Origin of the sequence: Streptomyces sp. SID14515 (assembly GCF_010548505.1) — a bacterium.
Taxonomy (GTDB): Bacteria; Actinomycetota; Actinomycetes; order Streptomycetales; family Streptomycetaceae; genus Streptomyces; species Streptomyces caviscabies.
Genome location: NZ_JAAGMH010000053.1, coordinates 94079 through 111432, shown reverse-complemented (window position 1 = coordinate 111432; position 17354 = coordinate 94079). Strand labels below are relative to the sequence as shown.

At 74.7% G+C, this 17354-nt stretch carries 17 protein-coding genes; 4 read left to right on the top strand and 13 right to left on the bottom strand.

Annotated features, from left to right (window positions below; translation table 11 throughout):
* The 11 genes from G3I54_RS10280 to G3I54_RS10235 form a co-directional block, all read right to left on the bottom strand.
* Nucleotides 1-916 (bottom strand): ABC transporter transmembrane domain-containing protein (locus G3I54_RS10280; RefSeq protein WP_275407943.1); only part of this gene is annotated, 916 nt, incomplete at its 3' end.
* A complete protein-coding gene (locus G3I54_RS10275) occupies nucleotides 913-2652 on the bottom strand; it encodes an ATP-binding cassette domain-containing protein (RefSeq protein WP_164613302.1) in 1740 nt (579 codons plus the stop codon). The genes G3I54_RS10280 and G3I54_RS10275, both read right to left, overlap by 4 nt.
* 158 nt (nucleotides 2653-2810) lie before the next feature.
* A complete protein-coding gene (locus tag G3I54_RS10270; protein ID WP_164613312.1) occupies nucleotides 2811-4202 on the bottom strand; it encodes a nitroreductase in 1392 nt (463 codons plus the stop codon).
* A gap of 674 nt (nucleotides 4203-4876) precedes the next feature.
* The gene (locus G3I54_RS10265; protein WP_164613310.1) at nucleotides 4877-6244 is read right to left on the bottom strand and encodes a YcaO-like family protein; all 1368 of its coding nucleotides are present in this window, start codon (nucleotides 6242-6244) and stop codon (nucleotides 4877-4879) included.
* Nucleotides 6241-7938, bottom strand: coding sequence for a CocE/NonD family hydrolase (locus G3I54_RS10260; RefSeq protein WP_164613300.1), 1698 nt, complete (start codon nucleotides 7936-7938; stop codon nucleotides 6241-6243). Before G3I54_RS10260 ends, G3I54_RS10265 begins: the two co-directional genes overlap by 4 nt.
* Nucleotides 7935-8843 (bottom strand): hypothetical protein, encoded by a 909-nt coding sequence (locus tag G3I54_RS10255; RefSeq protein WP_164613298.1) that lies wholly within the window; start codon nucleotides 8841-8843, stop codon nucleotides 7935-7937. The genes G3I54_RS10260 and G3I54_RS10255 overlap by 4 nt, the downstream gene beginning before the upstream one ends.
* 169 nt (nucleotides 8844-9012) lie before the next feature.
* Nucleotides 9013-9147: a streptamidine family RiPP gene (gene amiA / locus G3I54_RS39980; protein ID WP_240805756.1), complete on the bottom strand. Its 135-nt coding sequence runs from the start codon at nucleotides 9145-9147 to the stop codon at nucleotides 9013-9015.
* Between the two features lie 80 nt (nucleotides 9148-9227).
* Nucleotides 9228-10001, bottom strand: a complete 774-nt coding sequence (locus G3I54_RS10250; RefSeq protein ID WP_239144319.1) for an ABC transporter ATP-binding protein — start codon at nucleotides 9999-10001, stop codon at nucleotides 9228-9230.
* 240 nt (nucleotides 10002-10241) lie between these two features.
* A complete protein-coding gene (locus G3I54_RS10245; protein ID WP_164613296.1) occupies nucleotides 10242-11300 on the bottom strand; it encodes an iron ABC transporter permease in 1059 nt (352 codons plus the stop codon).
* Entirely contained in the window at nucleotides 11297-12520 is a 1224-nt protein-coding gene (locus G3I54_RS10240; RefSeq protein WP_343240303.1) for an iron chelate uptake ABC transporter family permease subunit, read from the bottom strand. The genes G3I54_RS10245 and G3I54_RS10240 overlap by 4 nt, the downstream gene beginning before the upstream one ends.
* Complete coding sequence (locus G3I54_RS10235) at nucleotides 12517-13497, bottom strand: ABC transporter substrate-binding protein (protein WP_164613294.1); 981 nt, start codon at nucleotides 13495-13497, stop codon at nucleotides 12517-12519. Before G3I54_RS10235 ends, G3I54_RS10240 begins: the two co-directional genes overlap by 4 nt.
* 149 nt (nucleotides 13498-13646) lie before the next feature.
* Here G3I54_RS10235 and G3I54_RS10230 point away from each other — a divergent pair, with 149 nt between their 5' ends.
* Nucleotides 13647-14954 carry a hypothetical protein gene (locus G3I54_RS10230; RefSeq protein ID WP_164613291.1) on the top strand — a complete coding sequence of 436 codons (1308 nt, stop codon included), beginning with the start codon at nucleotides 13647-13649 and terminating at the stop codon, nucleotides 14952-14954.
* A 102-nt stretch (nucleotides 14955-15056) separates the two neighbouring features.
* Here G3I54_RS10230 and rpsN read toward each other — a convergent pair whose 3' ends face one another.
* Both rpsN and rpmB read right to left on the bottom strand, forming a co-directional pair.
* Nucleotides 15057-15362, bottom strand: a complete 306-nt coding sequence (gene rpsN / locus G3I54_RS10225) for a 30S ribosomal protein S14 (protein WP_164613289.1) — start codon at nucleotides 15360-15362, stop codon at nucleotides 15057-15059.
* Entirely contained in the window at nucleotides 15362-15598 is a 237-nt protein-coding gene (gene rpmB / locus G3I54_RS10220; protein WP_164613287.1) for a 50S ribosomal protein L28, read from the bottom strand. Before rpmB ends, rpsN begins: the two co-directional genes overlap by 1 nt.
* Before the next feature lie 70 nt (nucleotides 15599-15668).
* On the opposite strand from rpmB, the gene rpmG reads away from it, so the two are divergent.
* The 3 genes from rpmG (at nucleotide 15669) to G3I54_RS10205 (ending at nucleotide 17304) form a co-directional block, all read left to right on the top strand.
* Nucleotides 15669-15833 carry a 50S ribosomal protein L33 gene (gene rpmG / locus G3I54_RS10215; protein WP_003964410.1) on the top strand — a complete coding sequence of 55 codons (165 nt, stop codon included), beginning with the start codon at nucleotides 15669-15671 and terminating at the stop codon, nucleotides 15831-15833.
* A 65-nt stretch (nucleotides 15834-15898) separates the two neighbouring features.
* A complete protein-coding gene (locus G3I54_RS10210) occupies nucleotides 15899-16153 on the top strand; it encodes a type B 50S ribosomal protein L31 (protein ID WP_164613285.1) in 255 nt (84 codons plus the stop codon).
* On the top strand, nucleotides 16150-17304 hold the full coding sequence (locus tag G3I54_RS10205; RefSeq protein ID WP_164613283.1) for a GTP-binding protein: 1155 nt from the start codon (nucleotides 16150-16152) through the stop codon (nucleotides 17302-17304). The genes G3I54_RS10210 and G3I54_RS10205 overlap by 4 nt, the downstream gene beginning before the upstream one ends.
* Nucleotides 17305-17354: the final 50 nt, after the last annotated feature.

Genomic DNA, 17354 nt, shown 5'->3' with positions numbered 1-17354 from the left:
CGAGTGCCGCCGCCGATTCGGCGACCGGGGCGAGGGCGCCCAGGGCGAGGGCCATCGCGGCCGGGGCCCAGGCCCCGTCCAGGCGTCCGGCGGACGCGGCGTGAGCGGCGGCGGCCACGACCCCGATGACGGCGGCGACGACCAGCAGATCGCGGGCCGCGCCCGCGCCGGTCTCCCACGACTGTTCGGCACGCTGAGCGCGGGCGAGCCGACGCCCGGCGGACCGGAGGCGGGCCCGCCTGCGGTTCAGCGCCCCCGCCATCAGGAGCTCGCGCAGCCCGTCGACGCTCTCCACGGTCTCGGACGAGACCTCGGCGAGCGCGCTCCGGGTCCGGGCCCCGCGCTCGGCCCGCCCGCGCGCTTCGAACAGCGGCGACCAAATCAGGAGCAGCGCGGCGGGCACGACGGCGAGCAGCAGCCAGGGGCCGAGGGCCGCCAGCACGGCGGCCGACACCGCGAAGACCACGCCGGATGCGAGGAGTTGGGCGATGGCGTGGGCGTAGAAGAACTCCAGCGCCTCGACGTCCCCGAGCGCGGTGGCCGCGAGGTCGCCGCTGCGCCGGCCGGCGATCCGGGCGGGCGCGCTGCGGGCCAGCCCGTCGAAGACCCGGACGCGCAGTTCGGCGAGGACCCGGTAGGCGAGGTCGTGCGAGAGGTCCATCTCGCGCCAGGTGGCGAGGGCCCGGAGCAGGACGAGTCCGGCCAGGACGGCGACGGTCCCGGGGGCGGGTGGGCGGTGCTCGGTGACGGCGGTGCCCACCGTGTACGCGGCGAGCGTGACGAGGGCGACCAGGGCCGCCTGGTCGACGAGGGCGGCCAGGCAGGTGCGCAGCACGGTGGCGCGGTGCGCGCCGAGGACCGGGAGGAGCGAGCGGAGGGCGCCGGTCGGTGGGGTGGGAGCCTGTGTCGGGTTCATGCGGCGCGCTCCTCGTGTGCGGTGCGCCCGGCGGCGACGAGCGAGGCGTAGACGCCGCCGCCCGCGAGCAGGGTGGTGTGGTCGCCCGCCGCTGCGACTCGGCCCGCGTCGAGGACGACGATGTGGTCGGCGTGGCGTACGGCGTCGAGCCGGTGGGCGACGACGACACAGGTGCGGCCACGGCCGGCCGCCGTCAGTTCCCGGACGATGCGCGTCTGGCCGCGCTCGTCGACCGCGCTGGTGGCCTCGTCCAGGATCAGGACGGGCGCGTCGGCCAGCAACGCCCGGGCGAGGGCGAGCCGTTGGCGCTGTCCGCCGGAGAGCGTGGCGCCACGTTCGCCGACGAGGGTGGCGTAACCGTCCGGCAGCCGGGCGATCTCCTGGTCGATCCCGGCGGTGCGGGCGGCGGCGCGCAGTTGTTCGTCCGTGGCGGCCGGGCGGGCGATGCGCAGGTTCTCCGCGATCGTGGCGTGGAAGAGGTAGGTCTCCTGCGAGACCACGGCGATGCCCCGGCGCAGCGAGGCGAGGGTGTACGCGGCGGTGTCCGTCCCGGCGACGGTGAGCCGCCCCCGGTCCGGGTCCCGTTGCCGCAGCAACAGGCTCACCAGGGTCGACTTGCCGGCCCCGGAGGGCCCGACGACGGCTGTGGTGCGCCCGGGGGCGGCGGTGAAGCTGACGCCGTCGAGCGCGGGGCGGGTGCTGCCCGGGTGGGTGAAGTGCACGTCCTCGAAACGGATTTCGGGTGCGTTCGTCCAGGTGGCGGCCACGGTTCCATGGTCCGGCACGGCGGCTTCGGCGGTGCGCAGTCCGGCGATGCCGTCGGCCGCCGACACCCCGAGGTAGCCCGCGTGCCACTCGCGGGAGAGGTCGCGGACGGGGCGGAAGCATTCGGAGGCGAGGAGGAGCAGGAGATAGGTGCCGGTGGCGGCGGTACGGCCGGTGGCGGCCGAGGAGCACGCCACGAGTACGGCGACGACCGTGCCGCCCTGAACGGCGAGGTCGGTGAGGCCCGTGTCGACGAGCGAGACCCGGAGTTTGGCGACGGTGGCCCGGTGCAGGGCGTCCGACCGCCGCTCCAGCCGTTCCCGTACGCGGCCCACGGCTCCGGCGGTGCGCAGGGTCGGCATCCCCTGGAGAGCCTCCAGGTAGTCGGCGGCGAGGGCTTCGTAGGAGTCCCAGTGCTCCTTGCCGCGCCGGGCGAGCAGCCGGTCCCACCAGCGCGGCCCGAAGAGGGCGAGCAGCAGGGCGGGGCCGAGGGCGAGGGCGGCGTACGGCTCGACGAGCGCGACGGCGACGAGGAGCAGCGGCGGAACGGCGCACGTGATGAGGAGTTGGGGCAGATAGCGCGAGATGTACGCGTCGACGCCCTCGACGCCGTCCACCAGCGTGGCGCGCACGGCTCCGGCCCGCGCCCCGGTGATCGCGGTGGGGCCGAGTGCCCCGAGCCGTCGCAGCAGGGCGTCGCGGAGCCCGACCCGTACGGTGGCTCCCGCCGTGACGGCGATCAGGCGCTGGGCGCGGCCGAGGGCGGCGCGTACCAGGACGACGGCGATGACGGCCGTGAGCAGCGGGGCCAGGGCTGCGGTCTCTCCCTGCGCGATCCGGGAGAGCACGAGGGCGAGCAGGACGGCCTGGGCGAGGTGGGTGGCGGCGACCGCCGCGAGCAGTGCGGTGGCGAGGCCGAGCGGGCGGCGCGCGGTGTTCGCTGCGCGCAGGAGTTCGGGGTGGAGCATCATGGGCGTTCTTCCTCGCCGGGCGGGACCGTCGGGGTGACGGGGTCGGGTGTGTCTGGGGTCCGGGTGGCTGACGTCGGGTTTCGGTCGTTGACGGGCTCTGGACTGCCGAGGCCGGGACTGGCTTCGGACTACGGGCTACGGGCTACGGTGATCGGGGATTACGAAGGTGGGGCGGGCTGCGGTGTGCTCGCGGGTGTCGGGGCGCCGCCCAGGGCCAGGCCGTGCACGATCCAGTCGCGTCCGGGGGTGTCGCCGAGCGCCGCGCCCAGGTCGGCCTGCTGCCAGGAGCCGATGGGGCGTGAGCGCAGGCCCAGCGCGGCGGCGTGGGCTTGGGCGGCGCCGGCCGCGTATCCGGCGATGAGGTGGCTGCTGCGAACGACGGCCGGTGGCGCGTCCTCGGGGCAGCCGTGGGCGAGGAGTACCGCGCCCGCGGTGCCGACCCACTGCTGGCGCGCGGCCCAGTGGGCGAGGGTGGGGCGCGCGTCGCCGGAGGCGCGGACGTCGAGGCCGTGGCGGCCGGGGGCCGATGCGTACAGGGCCGGGGCGGGGCCGCCGACCGCTGCGGTCCAGGCGGGACCGGCGGGGTGCGCTGTCTGCGCGGTGGCCAGGATCCAGGCGAGCAGGTCTTTGCCGGGCGGGTGGTTCAGGTCGGCGGGCGGGGCACTTCGGCGCGCCTCCAGGACGTCGTCGGTCACCGGCTTCGGGCGCGCGGCCGGGTGCCAGGTGCCGCCGGGCAGTTCGGGGGCCCGGGCGATGTGGTCCAGCAGGTGCCGTGCGGCGGCGAGTTCGCGGGGCGGGGCGGTATCGGCGCCGGGTCGCGGCGCAGGGGCCCCGGCCCGGGGCAGGGTGGCCCAAACGCTCAACAGCCCTTCGGGGTCCGGAGCACCGCTGCCCGGATGCACCAACTCGACTACCGCGAAGGGCAGTTCCGGCTCGGTGCCGGGCCAGGCGTGCTGCCAGTCCGGAGAGCGGGGCAGCCCGGCGGCGGCGGACAGCAGGGCGCCGTCCGCGTCGAGGCAGACCCGGACGTCGAGGGCCGGGGACGCGGCGAGCGCCAGGGCGGCGGCTGCATGGCCCGTGTCCAGGAGCAGCAGCGGCCAGGCCCGGTGACCGTAGTGGGCGACGGTGCGGGACACGGCCACGGTGAGGACGACGAGGGCGCCCGGGGGCGCGTCGGCGGGGGCGGGACCGCGCGGGTGGACGCGATGGGTGCGCGGGTCGTAGGCGTAACCTCCGGGCGGCAGCGAGCACCCCGGCCCGAGCAACAGGTGCGCACGCACCGGGTGGAGGGCGCCCGCAGAGGGAACGGGACGGAGCCTGCCGGGTGTTCCGGTGGGCCCGGCCAGGGACAGCCGCAGTACGCGATCGAGGTCGAGGTCGGAGTCGAGGTCGGAGTCGAGGTCGGAGTCGAGGTCGATGGAACCTGCGGCTGCGGATCCGGTCCCGGCCACGGGCAGCCCCGGGCCCTTCCAGGGGAACGGGCGCTCCGGAACGTACGGAGAAAGAGCCGGAACACGCGAAGACCGGGCATCCGCAAGCGCCTGGCGCAGGAAGCCCGGTGCGTCGGGGCGCTCGGGTCGAGCCGAGGGAGCGCCATCGCTACCGGAAGCCGGCCCCGGGGCTCGCGCGGAAGTGCGGGCGTCGGGCGGCGCGGGGGTCGGGCCACCGGTGACGCGAGCGGCAGGTGACACGTCAGACGGTCCGGGAGCGGACCCGGCAAGCCGCACGGCGCGCACACCCGAGGCGGGCACGGTGGTCACTGCCGGAGCCGGTCCGGCCACGGGGAGGACCGGTGACACATCGGACTTCTCGGGAACGGACCCGGCAAGCCGCATAGCGCGCTTCCCCGAGGTAGGCACGGTGGTCACTGCCGGAACCGGTCCGGCCACGAGGACGACCGGAGACACATCGGACAGTCCGGGAGCGGGCCCGGCGGGCTCCACGGCGCGCACCCCCGAGGCAGGCACGGCAGGCCCTGCCGGAGCCCGTCCGGCCACAGGGACGACCGGAGACACATCAGGCCGCCCAAGAGTCAGCCCCGCGGGCCCCACGGCACCCACCCCGGCAGCAGGCGCGTCGGGCAGTTCGGCGCCCACCCCGGGCTTGGGCGCGTCAGGCCGTGCGGCACGTTCCGCCGAAGCGGGTGCGGTGGGCTGTGCAACGTCTGCTCCGGAAGCAGGCGCAGCAGTTCGGTCCGGTGTGTCGGGCATGGTGGCGGCATCCTTCACATGTGCGGCGGCGGGGCGAGCGTGAAGTCCGCCGGGTCGGTCGGGGGCCGGGACCGCCAGCCCCGGGCCAGCGCCGCGTCCGCGAAGCGCGGGCAGCCGAAGTAGCCGAAGGCCGCAGGGGCGTTGGGGATCAGGCCGGAGACCAGGACGCGGGCGACGCGCAGCGTGGTCTCGGCGACGTCCTCCGTGGTGAGGTCCGCGGTGATCACCCGGTGCCCTCCGGCGGCGAGCGTCGCGTCCAGCGTGGTCCGGCTGCCGGGGACGATCTCGGTGACGGGGACGACGCCCAGGGCGGGTTCGGTGAACCGGCGGGCGAGCGGGGCCATCCGGTCGTCCAGCCAGACCTGGACATGGGCGCCGAGGTCCCGTACGGCGGCGAACTCGGGCCCGCAGTCGTCGAGATAGCGTCGGTCTGCGCGGTGATCGAGGTAGAGACCGCGGGCCAGCATGCCGGCTTCCACCGCCCGGTACACCCAGCCGTCGGCGTCCACCGCGCCCTGGGTGAACACCCACGTGTGCACGGCCTCCAGGACCGCCTTGCGGGCCGCCTCCGCCGGGTCGTACCGGCAGGCGAACCCCGCCGCGTGGATGCCGCGCCCGGGATCGTGCACGAGGGCCGCCACACAAGGGGCGAACTCGGAGGGCATCTCCACGATGTGCACGTCCAGACCGCAGCCGGCCAGGTCCTCGGTGAGCCCGGGAACACTCGCCGGGTCGATGCCCCGGGTGGGTCCGTCCAGGTGCCACCACAGCTCCAGCGCGTCGCGTTCGACGACTTCGAGGAGCCCGCGCTCGACGGCGTCGTCGAGGCCCTGCCCGGTGGCGATACCGGCGTAGTTGAGGTGGTGGGTGCGCGGCAGCGAACGCAGCTCGCCCTGACGCCAGTTGAGGTGAGTCAGCGCGACGGGCGCCCAGCACGGCTCCCCGTCCTCGACGGCCCGGGTCCACAGCGCCGGTGTGTCGGGGGTGAGTTCGGCGTACGGGAATCCCGGCCGGCCGTACTGCCAGGGTGCGTAACTCGGCAGAGCGCCGGGCCCGTACAGGCGGTGGCCCTCGGCGGTCAGTTCGGCGGCGGTGGCCCGCCGTGGCTCCTGAGGGTGGCCGGGCGGCGGGAGGCGGTTGCCGCAGTAGCGCTCGACGGCCTCGGCCACCGCGGCGATCCACGCGCCCCGGGGGTCGCCGAACGTCGTGCCGAGCGAGACCCGGTCGGCGGGCCAGGCGCCCAGACGGCGGGCGTCGGCGACGTCCGCGGTCATCGCGGTGTAGCGGGGAGGCGCACCGGTGGGGTGCTCGACGGGCGCGACGTCCCGGATGATCCCGGTGACGGGATCGACGAGGGCTTCGATGGGCAGGGCGCTGGTCAACGGCATATCTCCGGTACGGGCTCGACGTAGCGGCGTCGGGCGACGACGGGCAGGTGGAGGGCGCTGCCCCGGGGGTTCACGGTGCGACGGGACGGGACGAGCCGGGTGGCCGTGACCGGGTCCTCGCCGGTGTGCGGGTTACGGGCGTGGGCGGGGAAGTGGTGTCCGGCGATCTCGGCCCGCAACCGGGTCCCGGCGGCCAGCCGGCGGCCCAGCGTGCCGAGCGGCACGGTGATGTCCGCGGCTTCGCCGGGCGGGCCGGTACGCCGGACGATGCCGAAGGCGAGCGGATCCGCGCGGCCGGACGGGTCGAGCGCGGTCAGGCGTACGGCCCAGTCGGCACAGGGCGTGTCGGCCGTGACGTTGATCCGGGCGGCGGCGGCTCCCGCCAGGTCGAGCGGGCGCGGCAGCGGCGGCGAGAGGAGCAGACAGCGGTCGGCACGGTCGCCGCCGGTCGGGACGGCGAGGTCGTCGGAGCGCACGGGGCGGTCCGGGTCGGCGCTGAACTCGGCTCCGTGGAGCAGCCGTAGACCGGTGGGCGAGTCGAAGGGCCAGGTGACGGTGTCCGGAGGCGGGGCAGGTACGGCGGGCAGGACGCGTACGGTGACTGCGGCTTCGGCTGCGGCCGAGGCGCGGGCCGCGGCATCGGTGGTGACCGTGCGGCGGTCGCGGTGGCTGTCCGGCGACGGAGGCCGGGGAGCGCTCCGCGCCCGCGTGCTGTGCCAGCGGCCACTGTCGCCGAGGGCGATGACCCCGTGCCGCGTCGGCTCCAGGTGGCCGGCGAGCGCGGCGCGGGCCCACCGTACGTACAGCGCACCGAGGTTGACGCGAGCCCGGGCCGGGGCGGCCGGGTCGGCGGTGAGGCGGTGGCCCCAGGGCCCGAGCAGCAGCCGGGCCGGGCCGCCCCACGCGTGCCAGAGGGCCACGGTGTCCTCGGCGAAGGGGTCACGGGTGCCGCCGACGGCGAGCAGCGGAAGGCGGGTGGCGGAACCCCGTGCGACGAGCCGACCCCGGCCGCGGTCGGCCCAGAGCCGGGGCCAGGACGGCAGTCGGCGCCCCAGGCCCTCGGCCAGCCGCTCCGCCAGACGGGTGATCGGGAGATGTTCGAGCAGTCGCGGGTCATCCGCCAGGGCGCGGTCCAGCGCGTCCGGGTCGGAGTCACGACGGTCGCCGTGGGCCGCCCACCAACCGGCCCGGGCCCACAGCCGCTCCGGGCCCCCGGGCTCGCGCGCCGTCTCGGTGAGTCCGAGCGCGGGGACGGCGGCGATGACGGCATCGGGGACACCGTCGGGGCGAGACCCGTCCCCGTCGGAGGCAGCTGGGAGCGCGTCGTCGGCCGTGGCCAGGGCGGTGACGAGCGCGCAGTGCGCGGCGTAGGAAGCGCCTACGGCGACGACTTCCCCGTTGCTCCACGCCTGTGCGCGCACCCAGGCGACGGTGGCCGCGCCGTCCGTCTCCTCGTGGCTCCGGTACGGGTGCCACTCCCCCGGTGAGCCGTGGCGGCCGCGTACGTCCTGGGCGAGGGCGGCGAATCCATGGGCCGCCCAGCCGCGCAGCTCGGCGCGGTGGGCATCGCGCCCGTAAGGGGTTCTGATCACGACGGCGGGGCGGGGGCGGGTCCCGTCCGGGAGGCATACGTCGGTGGCGAGCGCGGTGCCGTCCGGCGTGAGGACGTACACGGTACGGGTGTTCACCGGCGCGCCTTCGCGGTTCCGGCCTCGGCGCGCGTCTTCACCGGTGTGGGTGCGGGCAGAGGTCCCACGTCCGGGACGGGGAGTACGGGGTGCTCGGTGACGGTGAGGTCGCGCAGGTCGATCCGGCGCAGCCGACGGCGGGACGGGAGTCCGGGAGACCCGCTCGGTCCGACTGCGGCTTCGGCCCAGGCGATCAGATCGGCGGTGAGGAGCGCGGCGATCAGGGCGGCGGAGGCCTCGGTCGGGTGCGGTCCGGTGTCGGGTGTGCGGTGTCCGGCCCAGTACGCGGCGAGTTCGCGATGGGCGGCGGTGGCCGCGAGTCTACGGAGGCGGACATGCCGGGAGGTGACGTCACCCGGAGTCGCGGCGAGCGGTTCGGTCCACACGTGAGCACCCTCGCGGTGGCACCGCAGCCAGGCGATGCGTTGTCCGGGCAACCGGTCCGCCGCGTCCCAAAGCCCTTCGGGTACGGGCGAGTCGAGGCACCACACCACGGCGACGCGTTCCTCGGCGCGGTGGTCCGCGGTCGCCACGCGGGCGATTTCCGCCACGCGGTCCGGGGTGGCCCGGTGGACCTCGGCCCCTTCCGCCCGGGCGCAGCGCGCCAGCGGACCGGTGAGTACGGGGTCGCCCAGGACGTGGACGGCACAACCGGCGAGCGGGGCTCGGGACGGGCTGGACACCGCGTGTCCACCCTCCTCGAACGCCTCTACAAGCACCGCGAGTTGGGCAGCCTGCGGGCCTTCGTCCGGTGCATCCTCCCCCACCAGCCGGCGCACCAGGGCGTCGGTGTCGACACCGCCGGTGTCGATGCGCAGGAACTCCCCTCCGGAGGTCCGGAGCACGGGACCGGCTCCGGGGGCGGTGACGATCCCGGTGCCGGGAGCGAGTCGACTGCGGGTCACGGAATCCTCCGGTGCGGAATACGGGGTGAGGGACGAGGGTGCGGGATGTTCCGGCAGAACAGAGGCAGCGGGGGCAGCGGGGTGAACGGGGCGGGCCCGCCCGGGGTGTCACCGGGCGGGCCCGCCCCCGCGCTACGCGGGGAAACCTGCCGTCAGCGGCAGGCTTCGCTCACTTCTCGCCCGCGGTGTCGGCCTCGACGGCGTCGTCGAAGGGGTTCTCGACGAGGGCGTTCGAGTGGGTGGCGGACAGGTGGGCGAGCTGGCCCTGGTCGGCGATCGGGCTGAACACCTTGTTGTTCTCCATGAGTTGGAGTCTCCATTCGGTCGGATCGGATGAGTGTGAGTCACGGCGTTGGTGCGTTGGTGCGTGCCGCAGCACAGACACTAATGAATATGATTTTCATTCCGCAATAGCTGGAGCGGTTCGAGAGGGTGATCTGGGTAACAGACGGGCCAGCCACCCTCGCTGTCGATCCCCACCCGGCCGTCCACGCCCAGGACTTCGGCCAGCAGCTGCCGCGTGACCACCTCGGCCGGGGGCCCGTCGGCGGCGACACGACCCTCGCGCAGCGCGACGATCCGGTCGGCGAACCGGGCGGCGTGGTTCAGGTCATGCAGCACCATCACCACCGTCAACCGGCGCTCCGCGCGCAGCCGTACGACCGTCTGGAGCACCTCCAGCTGATGCCGCAGATCGAGATACGTCGTCGGCTCGTCGAGGAAGAGCACGCGGGCGTCCTGGGCCAGCGCCATGGCCAGCCGGACCCGTTGGCGCTCACCCCCCGACAGCGCGTCCACCGGCCGGTCGGCCCAGGCGGTGACACCGACGTCCGCGAGCGCCCTGGACGTCACCTCATCGTCGCCCTCCCGCAGCATCCCCAGCGGCCCCCGGGCCGCATAACGCCCTTGCCGCACTAGTTGACGTACCGTCAAACCAGGCACGTTCGGAGCCGATTGGTGGAGCAGGGCGACACGTCGGGCGGCGGTGCGGCGGGGCAGTCGGGCCACGTCGTCGCCTTCGAGCAGGACGCGGCCGCCGCTCGGGGCGAGAAGCCCTGCGGCGAGTTTGAGGAAGGTGCTCTTGCCGCATCCGTTGAGACCGATCAGGGCGACCAGTTCGCCGGCACGGATACTCAGGTCCACTCCGCGCAGCACCATGCGTCCCGGGTAGCCGAAGGCCAGCCCTTCCGCCCGCACCACATCCGGACCGGGCTCCACACCGGACTCCACACCCGGACCGGTCACCTCCCCCGGGCTTGTGTCCACTTGTTCTGTCAGGCCTTCCGGCATGCCGCCCTCCTCATCGCTGCACCCCTGTTCCGCCCACGCCCACGCGCACGTGCACGTCCATGTCCATGTCCACGTCGTCCTGCCGCGTCCGCGCCTCGCTGCTCGCCGTCATCGCTCGTCCGCCCGTCGCCGTGCCACGACCATCAGCAGCCCCGCCCCCACGAAGGTGGTCAGTGCGCCGACCGGAAGGGTCAGCCGGTCCGCTTCCCACGCGGTGGCCAGCAGCCGGGACAGCAGTTGGGCGGCGGCGTCCGCCCCGCACACCACCGCCGCACCGAGCAGCGCGGTGCCCGGGAGCGTGATGCGCAGGTCCGCGCCGAACACGGCCAGCGCCAGATGGGGCACCAGCAGTCCTACGAAGCCGAGCGCACCCACCGCCGATACGGCGCCGGCCGTCAGTGCCACCGCGCACACGAGTGCCGCTCCCCGGCCCCGGCCGGTGGCCAGACCCGCCGCAGCGGCCTGTTCGTCGCCGCAGCGCAGCAGGGTCAGCGGTCCGGCGAGCAGCCAGGCCGCCGCACCCCAGAAGGCGGCCCACGGCCAGAGCAGATTCCAGTGCTGCCACACGCGGCCCTCGGTGGAGCCGATCAACCACTGGACGACGCTGCCGAGTTCACCGGGAGCCACCAGGAGGACCACGGCGGTGAGCCCGGCGAGCACCGCCGACACGAGGACCCCGTAGACAGCGGTCTGCTCCGGGTCGCCCCGGTCCCGCCCGGCGAGCAGCCACAGCAGCCCCGCTCCGGCGAAGCCGCCGAGGCAGGCCGCCACGACCACGGCCGTGGGGGACTCCCAGCCCGCGAGGCCGAGGCCGGTCGCGGCCACCGCGCCGAGCACCGCACCAGGGGTGACGCCGGTGACCTCGGGTCCGGCCAGCGGGTTGCGCAGGGCCGACTGGAGCACCAGCCCGGCCACTCCGAGGCAGGCCCCGGCGACCAGCGCCACCAGTAGCCGCGGCAGACGCAGTTGGAGCACGATGTGCTCGGCGGTGGGGTCGTCGCCGACCCCGAGCAGCACGGCCCGTACGCCGTCGGGGGTGACGCCCCGGCCGGCGAACAGATCCGCGCAGGCGACCAGCGCGACGAGCACCGCCAGGCCGCCCATCCGGATGCCCGGTGCGCGCAGAGCGCGTCGGGCCGGTCCGGGCACGACATCGAGCAGAGTCATCGTTCCGCCTTCCGCAGGACGGGAGCGGGGACGTCCGGCGGGCCCCCCGGTGCGGACGGGCCCCTCGGTACGGACGGGCCCCCCGGTGCGGACGGGCCCCTCGGTACGGACGGACTCGCCGATACGGGCGGGCCGTCCGACACCGGCGGGTTGTCCGACACCGGCGGGCCGTCCGGCAACGGCGAACCACCCGACACCGGCGAACTCCCCGGCGCGGACAGGACCACGGCCCCCCGGTCCCGGGCCGGCCGCCTCCCCCGCTTCAGCAGCACCACCCCGACCGGCACCCCGACCAGGGCGGTCCAGGCGCCGACGGGCGTCTCGACCGGGGCGAGTGCCAGCCGGGCCGGCTGATCGGCGCACAGCACGACGATCGCGCCGCACACCGCCGACCGGACGAGCCACCCGGCCGCGCCGCCGTCCGGGCGGAGGCGGCGGGCGAGGTGCGGGGCGAGGAAGCCGACCCAGGCCACCGGACCGCAGACCGCGACGACGGGGGCGATGAGGACGACGGCGATGCCCAGCGCGGCCACCCGCGCCCGTTCGACCCGTACGCCCAGCGCACGGGCGTCGTCGTCGCCCAGCCGCAGCACCCCGAGCACCGGCACGCACAGCACCAGCGCCGGGACGGCCACGGCGAGCCAGGGCAGCAGACCGGTGACGTCGTCCCAGGTGCGGGCGGACAGACTGCCCAGCAGATAGCGGTAGATGAGCTGGAGGTCGAGCTGGTCGGCCATGACCATCAGCACCAGCAGTCCCGCCTGGAGCGCGGCCGCGACGGCGGCTCCGGTCAGCAGGACGGCCGAGGGGCTCCGCCCGAATCCGGCGGCGACCAGGGTGAGCAGGCCGCCGAGCGCCGCCCCGGCCAGGGCGAGGAACGGCTGCAGCCCGAGCGGCACGGACAGGGCCAGGACCAGCGGGGCCGCGACGCCCAGGGCGGCGCCGGAGGAGACCCCCAGCATCTCCGGCACGGCCAGCGGGTTGCGCAGGGCCTCCTGGAGGACGAGGCCCGCCGCTCCCAGGCAGGCGCCGGCGAGCAGCGCCAGCACCATGCGGGGCAGCCGCAGTTCGGTGACGACGAGCCCCGCGAGCCCGTCGGACCCCAGCGTGGCCGGGAGCCTGCCGGGCGGGACGTACGGTGTGCCGAGGCTGAGCGCGCAGACGGCGCTCGCCAGGGCCACCGCGCCCAGGCAGAGCAGCGCGACGGGCGGACGCCTCACCGCAGTGCGGCCGTCGCCTCGTCGAGGACGACGCCCAGGGACCGGGTGCCGCGCCCCTTGGCCCATACCTCGGAGTCGACCTCGATGACCTTGCCGTTCTTCACGGCGGGGATGCGTGACCAGAGCGGGTTCTTCGCCAGCTTGTCGGAGAGCTTGCCGTCCGGGGCGCCGAAGGACAGGGTCTCCACGAACAGGACGTCGACGTCCCGGGCGAGGATCTCCTCCAGGCTGTAACTGCCCTCGACGCCTCGGCTCTTCCAGGGGTAGTGGGAGATCTTCGGGAACAGTCCGGCCGCCACATCGGTCTCCGGGGTGGCCACACCGAAGTTCTCGTCGCTGCCGTAGACGATCAGCGCGGTCTTGTCGCTCTTCCGCTTCTCCGCCTCCGCCAGGCGGTTGCGGAAGGCCTTCTCCGCCCGCTCGCCCTGTGCGGTGCGGCCGGTGAGCGCGGCGAGGTCCCGCAGGTAGCCGACGCTGTCCTGCCAGGATCCGGGCTGGACGGGCCAGAAGGTCGTGGCGCCCTTCAGCGCGGGGGCCAGCTTGCCGTGCGTGTCCTCCAGGCCGATCACCAGGTCGGGGCGGTGGGACAGGATCGCCTCGACCTCGGGGCTGAGGAAGCCGCCGGGCACGACCGGCACCTTCGCGGCCTTCGCCTCGCCCAGGAACTTCGGATGCGCCAGCACCTGGGAGTTGGTGGCCGTGGGGGTCAGGCCCAGCTCGACGAGTATGTCGTCGCAGAGGGCGACCAGGCAGACGATCTTCTCCGGCGGCTTGGGCAGCGAGACCGTGACGCCCTTGGCGTCGGTGATCCGGGTGGCGGCCTCGATGGGCCGCACCTCCGTGCTCGTACGGGCTTCGGCACCGGCCGCCGCAGCCGGTTTCCCGGTGTCGGCGTTCTCGGTCCCGCAGCCGGCCAGCAGGCCGCCCAGTACGGCGATCGCGGCCCAGCGTCGGACTCTCAGCGCGGTTCGTGGCATCGGCGGTCCCTCAACGTTCCTGTGTGGTCCCGGGGATGCGGCAGTGGCGGCGGAGCCCCGGGAGCATCCCCGCCACAAACCGAAACCTTACACATGATTATCATTTCCAATAAAGCCAGCAGGGTTCCCGCCGATGCCAGGAGTTCGCCATGCCTCACCCCCGTGCCCACACCCACCCCCACACCCGCACCCCTCACCCCTCGCCCCGGACGCCGCCGCGCCTCCTGGTCTCCGACCATGTCGCCGGGCGGATCAGCCTGTTGGACCTTCCGGACGGCACGGAGCGGGCGGAGCTGAACCACCGGCACCTCGCCGAGCACGCGGGGTTCCTCGCCCTGCCGGGCGACCTCACCGCTTGCGTGGACGACCGGGCGGGCGAGCTGCTGGTCCTCGACCCCTACGCCCCCGGCGCGGGCCGGCCGCTGGTCCGGCGGCGGATACCGGTCGCGGTCCCCGCCGAGCACCTGGCGGCGGATCCGGACGGCCGACACCTCGCGGTGACCACCGGCCTCGGCCGTAACGAGGAGGCCTGGACGGGACTTCTGACCGCCGTCGACCTCGACGCACCGGACGGGGCCGTCGCCGTACGCGTACGGGGGCGCACCGGCGAGCCGGGGGTCACGGTCCTCGGCGGACCGTCCCCGCTCGTGGTGCTGCGCCACCGGGAGCCCGGCGAACTCCTGGTCCACCGGCACCGCGACCTGATGCGCTCAGCCCCCGCCTGCCCACCGGCGACCCCGGTCCGGCGGATCGCCCTGCCGGACGACGACGGACATGGCGATGCCCACGACCCGCTCACCGGGCGGGTGTTCGCCGCCGCCGGCTCGGGGGTGCATCGCGCACTGCGGAAGGGGGACGACCTCGCGCCCGAGGCCCCGCTGCCCTGGTCCGCCGACGGGAGGTCCGGCGGGCGCGGCTACTACCTGCGGCTCGACCCCGTACGGCGCAGGCTCTGGTCCTGCGTGCGCGGCGGTTCGGGTGACCCCGGGCAGTGGCCCGACTGGTCCAACGACGCCTGGTGGCACGACCTCGACACGGGCGTCACGGGCCGGCTGGACCTGGGCCCGGGGCTGGTCTTCCGGCTCGCGGTGACCGCACGCCACATCGCGTACACCCGGGTCCACCCGGACGGCGACGAACTCATCCTGCTCACCGCGCCCCCGGTCGCCGGTTCCCGCCCGGCGGTGGGCGCGCGGCTACCCCTGCCCGCCATGTCCGGCGCGCCCCGCCCCGGCGGCACCCCCTGGGACGGTGTGCAGCGGCGGGCCGTCGCCGCCTCCCCCGGCGGCGGCCTGGTCGCGGTCAGCCGCGGCGGCCACGGCGAGGTCCATATCTTCGACGCGGACCGGGCGGCCCAGGTCACGACCCTGACCGTCCCGACGCCCCTGGACGACGGCGGCCACCTCGCCCTCCTCACCCCCGGGGACGGAGCGCACGCCGATCCGGTCGGCCGCTGAGAGCGAGGTCGCGGGTGGTGGCGAGCGGTGGCGGACCCCGTCACACCACCACCCGCCGGCCTCCACCCGCTCAGCCCGGCGTCACCGGGAAAGCGGCCGGTGCTACCAGGAGGACTTGGTCACACCTGGCAGAAATCCCGCGTGGGCCTGTTCGCGCATCCGGACCCGGGAGAGGCCGAACTTGCGCAGATACCCCCGGGGCCTGCCGTCGACACTGTCCCGGTTGCGGACCCGGGTGGCGCTGGCATCGCGCGGCTGACGCCGCAACTCCTCGACGGCGGCGGCACGTTCGCGCTCCGGCGTACCGGGACGGCGGATGATCTCCTTCAGCTCGGCCCTGCGGGCGGCGTAGCGGTCGACGGTCGCCCGACGCCTGTCGTTCCGCGCGATCTTGCTCTTCTTCGCCATCAGACCTTCCCTCCCCGCGCACGGATGCGCGCGACCGCGGCTTCGATGCCGATGGTGTCGATGGTCTTGATCGCCCGGGCACTAAGCGTGAGGCGCACATACCGCCCCTCACCCGGCAGCCAGTACCGCTTGCGCTGGACATTCGGGTCGAACCGACGGGATGTCCGGCGGTGCGAGTGGGAGATGTTGTTGCCGAATCCCGGCTGCGAGCCGGTCAGTTGGCAGTGGGCGGACATGAAAGTTACCTACCTCTCCTTCGACGCATCCATTATTGAAAATGGAAACCATTGCCATATAGTAGCGCCCATGGCTCGCAACGAAGTACGCCCGGTCATCAAGCTCCGCTCCACCGCGGGGACCGGCTACACCTACGTCACCCGCAAGAACCGGCGGAACGACCCCGACCGGATGGTGCTGCGCAAGTACGACCCGGTCGCCCGTCGCCATGTCGACTTCCGCGAGGAACGCTGAAGCACCCACTCCCCCGACGCCCGACCCTGAAGCCCGACCCTGAAGCACACCCCTAGGACATCGCCATGAAGCCCGGAATCCACCCCTCGTACGGCCCCGTCGTCTTCCGCGACAAGGCCGCCGACTTCGCGTTCCTGACCCGCTCGACCATGACCAGCGACCGCACCGTCGACTGGGAGGACGGCAACACCTACCCGGTGGTCGACGTGGAGATCTCCTCCGCGAGCCACCCCTTCTACACCGGAACCGCCCGCGTCCTGGACACCGCCGGACGCGTGGAGCGATTCGAGCGCCGTTACGGACGCGGTGAGGCCCGGTGAGCGAGCACCGCGCGAAACTGCCCGTCGTCATCGTCTGCGGTCTGCACTCCGAGGCGCGCCGCGATGTGGTGGAAGGGCTGCTGCGGGACGTTCCGCACAGCGTCGCGCTCCATCACGACCTCGCGACGGCCACCGGCGGGACGGTCCGCCGCTCCCTGCGGGACGCCGGGGGCGAGCTGGCCTCCGGCGAGACGCCGCTGGTCAACGAATGCGCCTGCTGCGCGCTGCGCGAGGACCTCGTGCCCGAGCTCGAACGGCTGGCCGGGGACGGGGTGACCCGCCTCGCCGTTCTGGAGCTCTGGGACTCCGTCGAGCCGAAGTCCATGGCCGAGGTGATCGCCGCGCACACCACCGCCGCCGAGGTGACCAATGTGTTCGCGGCGGTCGACCCCACCCTCGTCCTGCCCTGCCTCTCCAACGGCGACGATCTGGCCGAGGCCGGTCTCGCGGCGGCGCCGGGCGACCGGCGAACCATCGGCGACACCTGGGCCCGGCAGGTGGAGTACGCGCCCGTCCTGGCCGTGGCGCCGAGCCCCGCGGCCGACGACGAGGACCGCGCGCTGATCCGGCAGCTTCATCCGACTGCCCGTCAGGCGGCGGCCGGGTCGGCGGAGTTGGCCCGGCTCGCGTTCGCGGGGTTCGACGTGGAGGCGGCGGACGCGGGCCAGCACCCGGCCTGTGCGCTGCTGCCGCAGGAGGCGGAGGAGGCCGGGGTGGGCACGCTCGTGTGGCGGCGGCACCGGCCCTTCCATCCCGAGCGCCTCCTCGACGCGCTGGAGGACCTGAGCTGCGCGGCGGCCCGCAGCCGGGGCCGGTTCTGGCTCGCGGACCGGCCCGACACGCTGCTCTCCTGGGATGCGGCGGGCGGCGCGCTCTGCGTGGAGAACACCGGCCCCTGGCTCGCCTCGCTCCCGGACGCCGCCTGGTCGATGGTGCCGCCCTACCGGCGGGCGGCCGCCGCGCTGGACTGGCACCCCGAGCACGGCGACTGCTGTCAGCACCTGGTCTTCGTCTCCCCCGGCCTCGACCGCGACGGTCTGACCGGGCTGCTGGACTCCTGCCTGCTCACGGACGAGGAGTACGGCTCCGGGCGGGAGGCGTGGAAGAGCCTGCCCGCCGCCTTCGACGCGCTCCTGGACCCGGTCCACTGACCGGATCCACCGACCCGGCCCGTATCACCCGCACACCGGATCCACCGATC

Excerpts from the sequence above, each read along its gene's own strand:
- G3I54_RS10275 (WP_164613302.1), bottom strand. The coding sequence starts at position 2,652 with ATGATGCTCCACCCCGAACTCCTGCGCGCAGCGAACACCGCGCGCCGC.
- amiA (WP_240805756.1), bottom strand. The coding sequence starts at position 9,147 with ATGGAGAACAACAAGGTGTTCAGCCCGATCGCCGACCAGGGCCAGCTC.
- G3I54_RS10250 (WP_239144319.1), bottom strand. The coding sequence starts at position 10,001 with ATGGTGCTGCGCGGAGTGGACCTGAGTATCCGTGCCGGCGAACTGGTC.
- G3I54_RS10245 (WP_164613296.1), bottom strand. The coding sequence starts at position 11,300 with ATGACTCTGCTCGATGTCGTGCCCGGACCGGCCCGACGCGCTCTGCGC.
- G3I54_RS10235 (WP_164613294.1), bottom strand. The coding sequence starts at position 13,497 with ATGCCACGAACCGCGCTGAGAGTCCGACGCTGGGCCGCGATCGCCGTA.
- G3I54_RS10230 (WP_164613291.1), top strand. The coding sequence starts at position 13,647 with ATGCCTCACCCCCGTGCCCACACCCACCCCCACACCCGCACCCCTCAC.
- rpsN (WP_164613289.1), bottom strand. The coding sequence starts at position 15,362 with ATGGCGAAGAAGAGCAAGATCGCGCGGAACGACAGGCGTCGGGCGACC.
- rpmB (WP_164613287.1), bottom strand. The coding sequence starts at position 15,598 with ATGTCCGCCCACTGCCAACTGACCGGCTCGCAGCCGGGATTCGGCAAC.
- rpmG (WP_003964410.1), top strand. The coding sequence starts at position 15,669 with ATGGCTCGCAACGAAGTACGCCCGGTCATCAAGCTCCGCTCCACCGCG.
- G3I54_RS10210 (WP_164613285.1), top strand. The coding sequence starts at position 15,899 with ATGAAGCCCGGAATCCACCCCTCGTACGGCCCCGTCGTCTTCCGCGAC.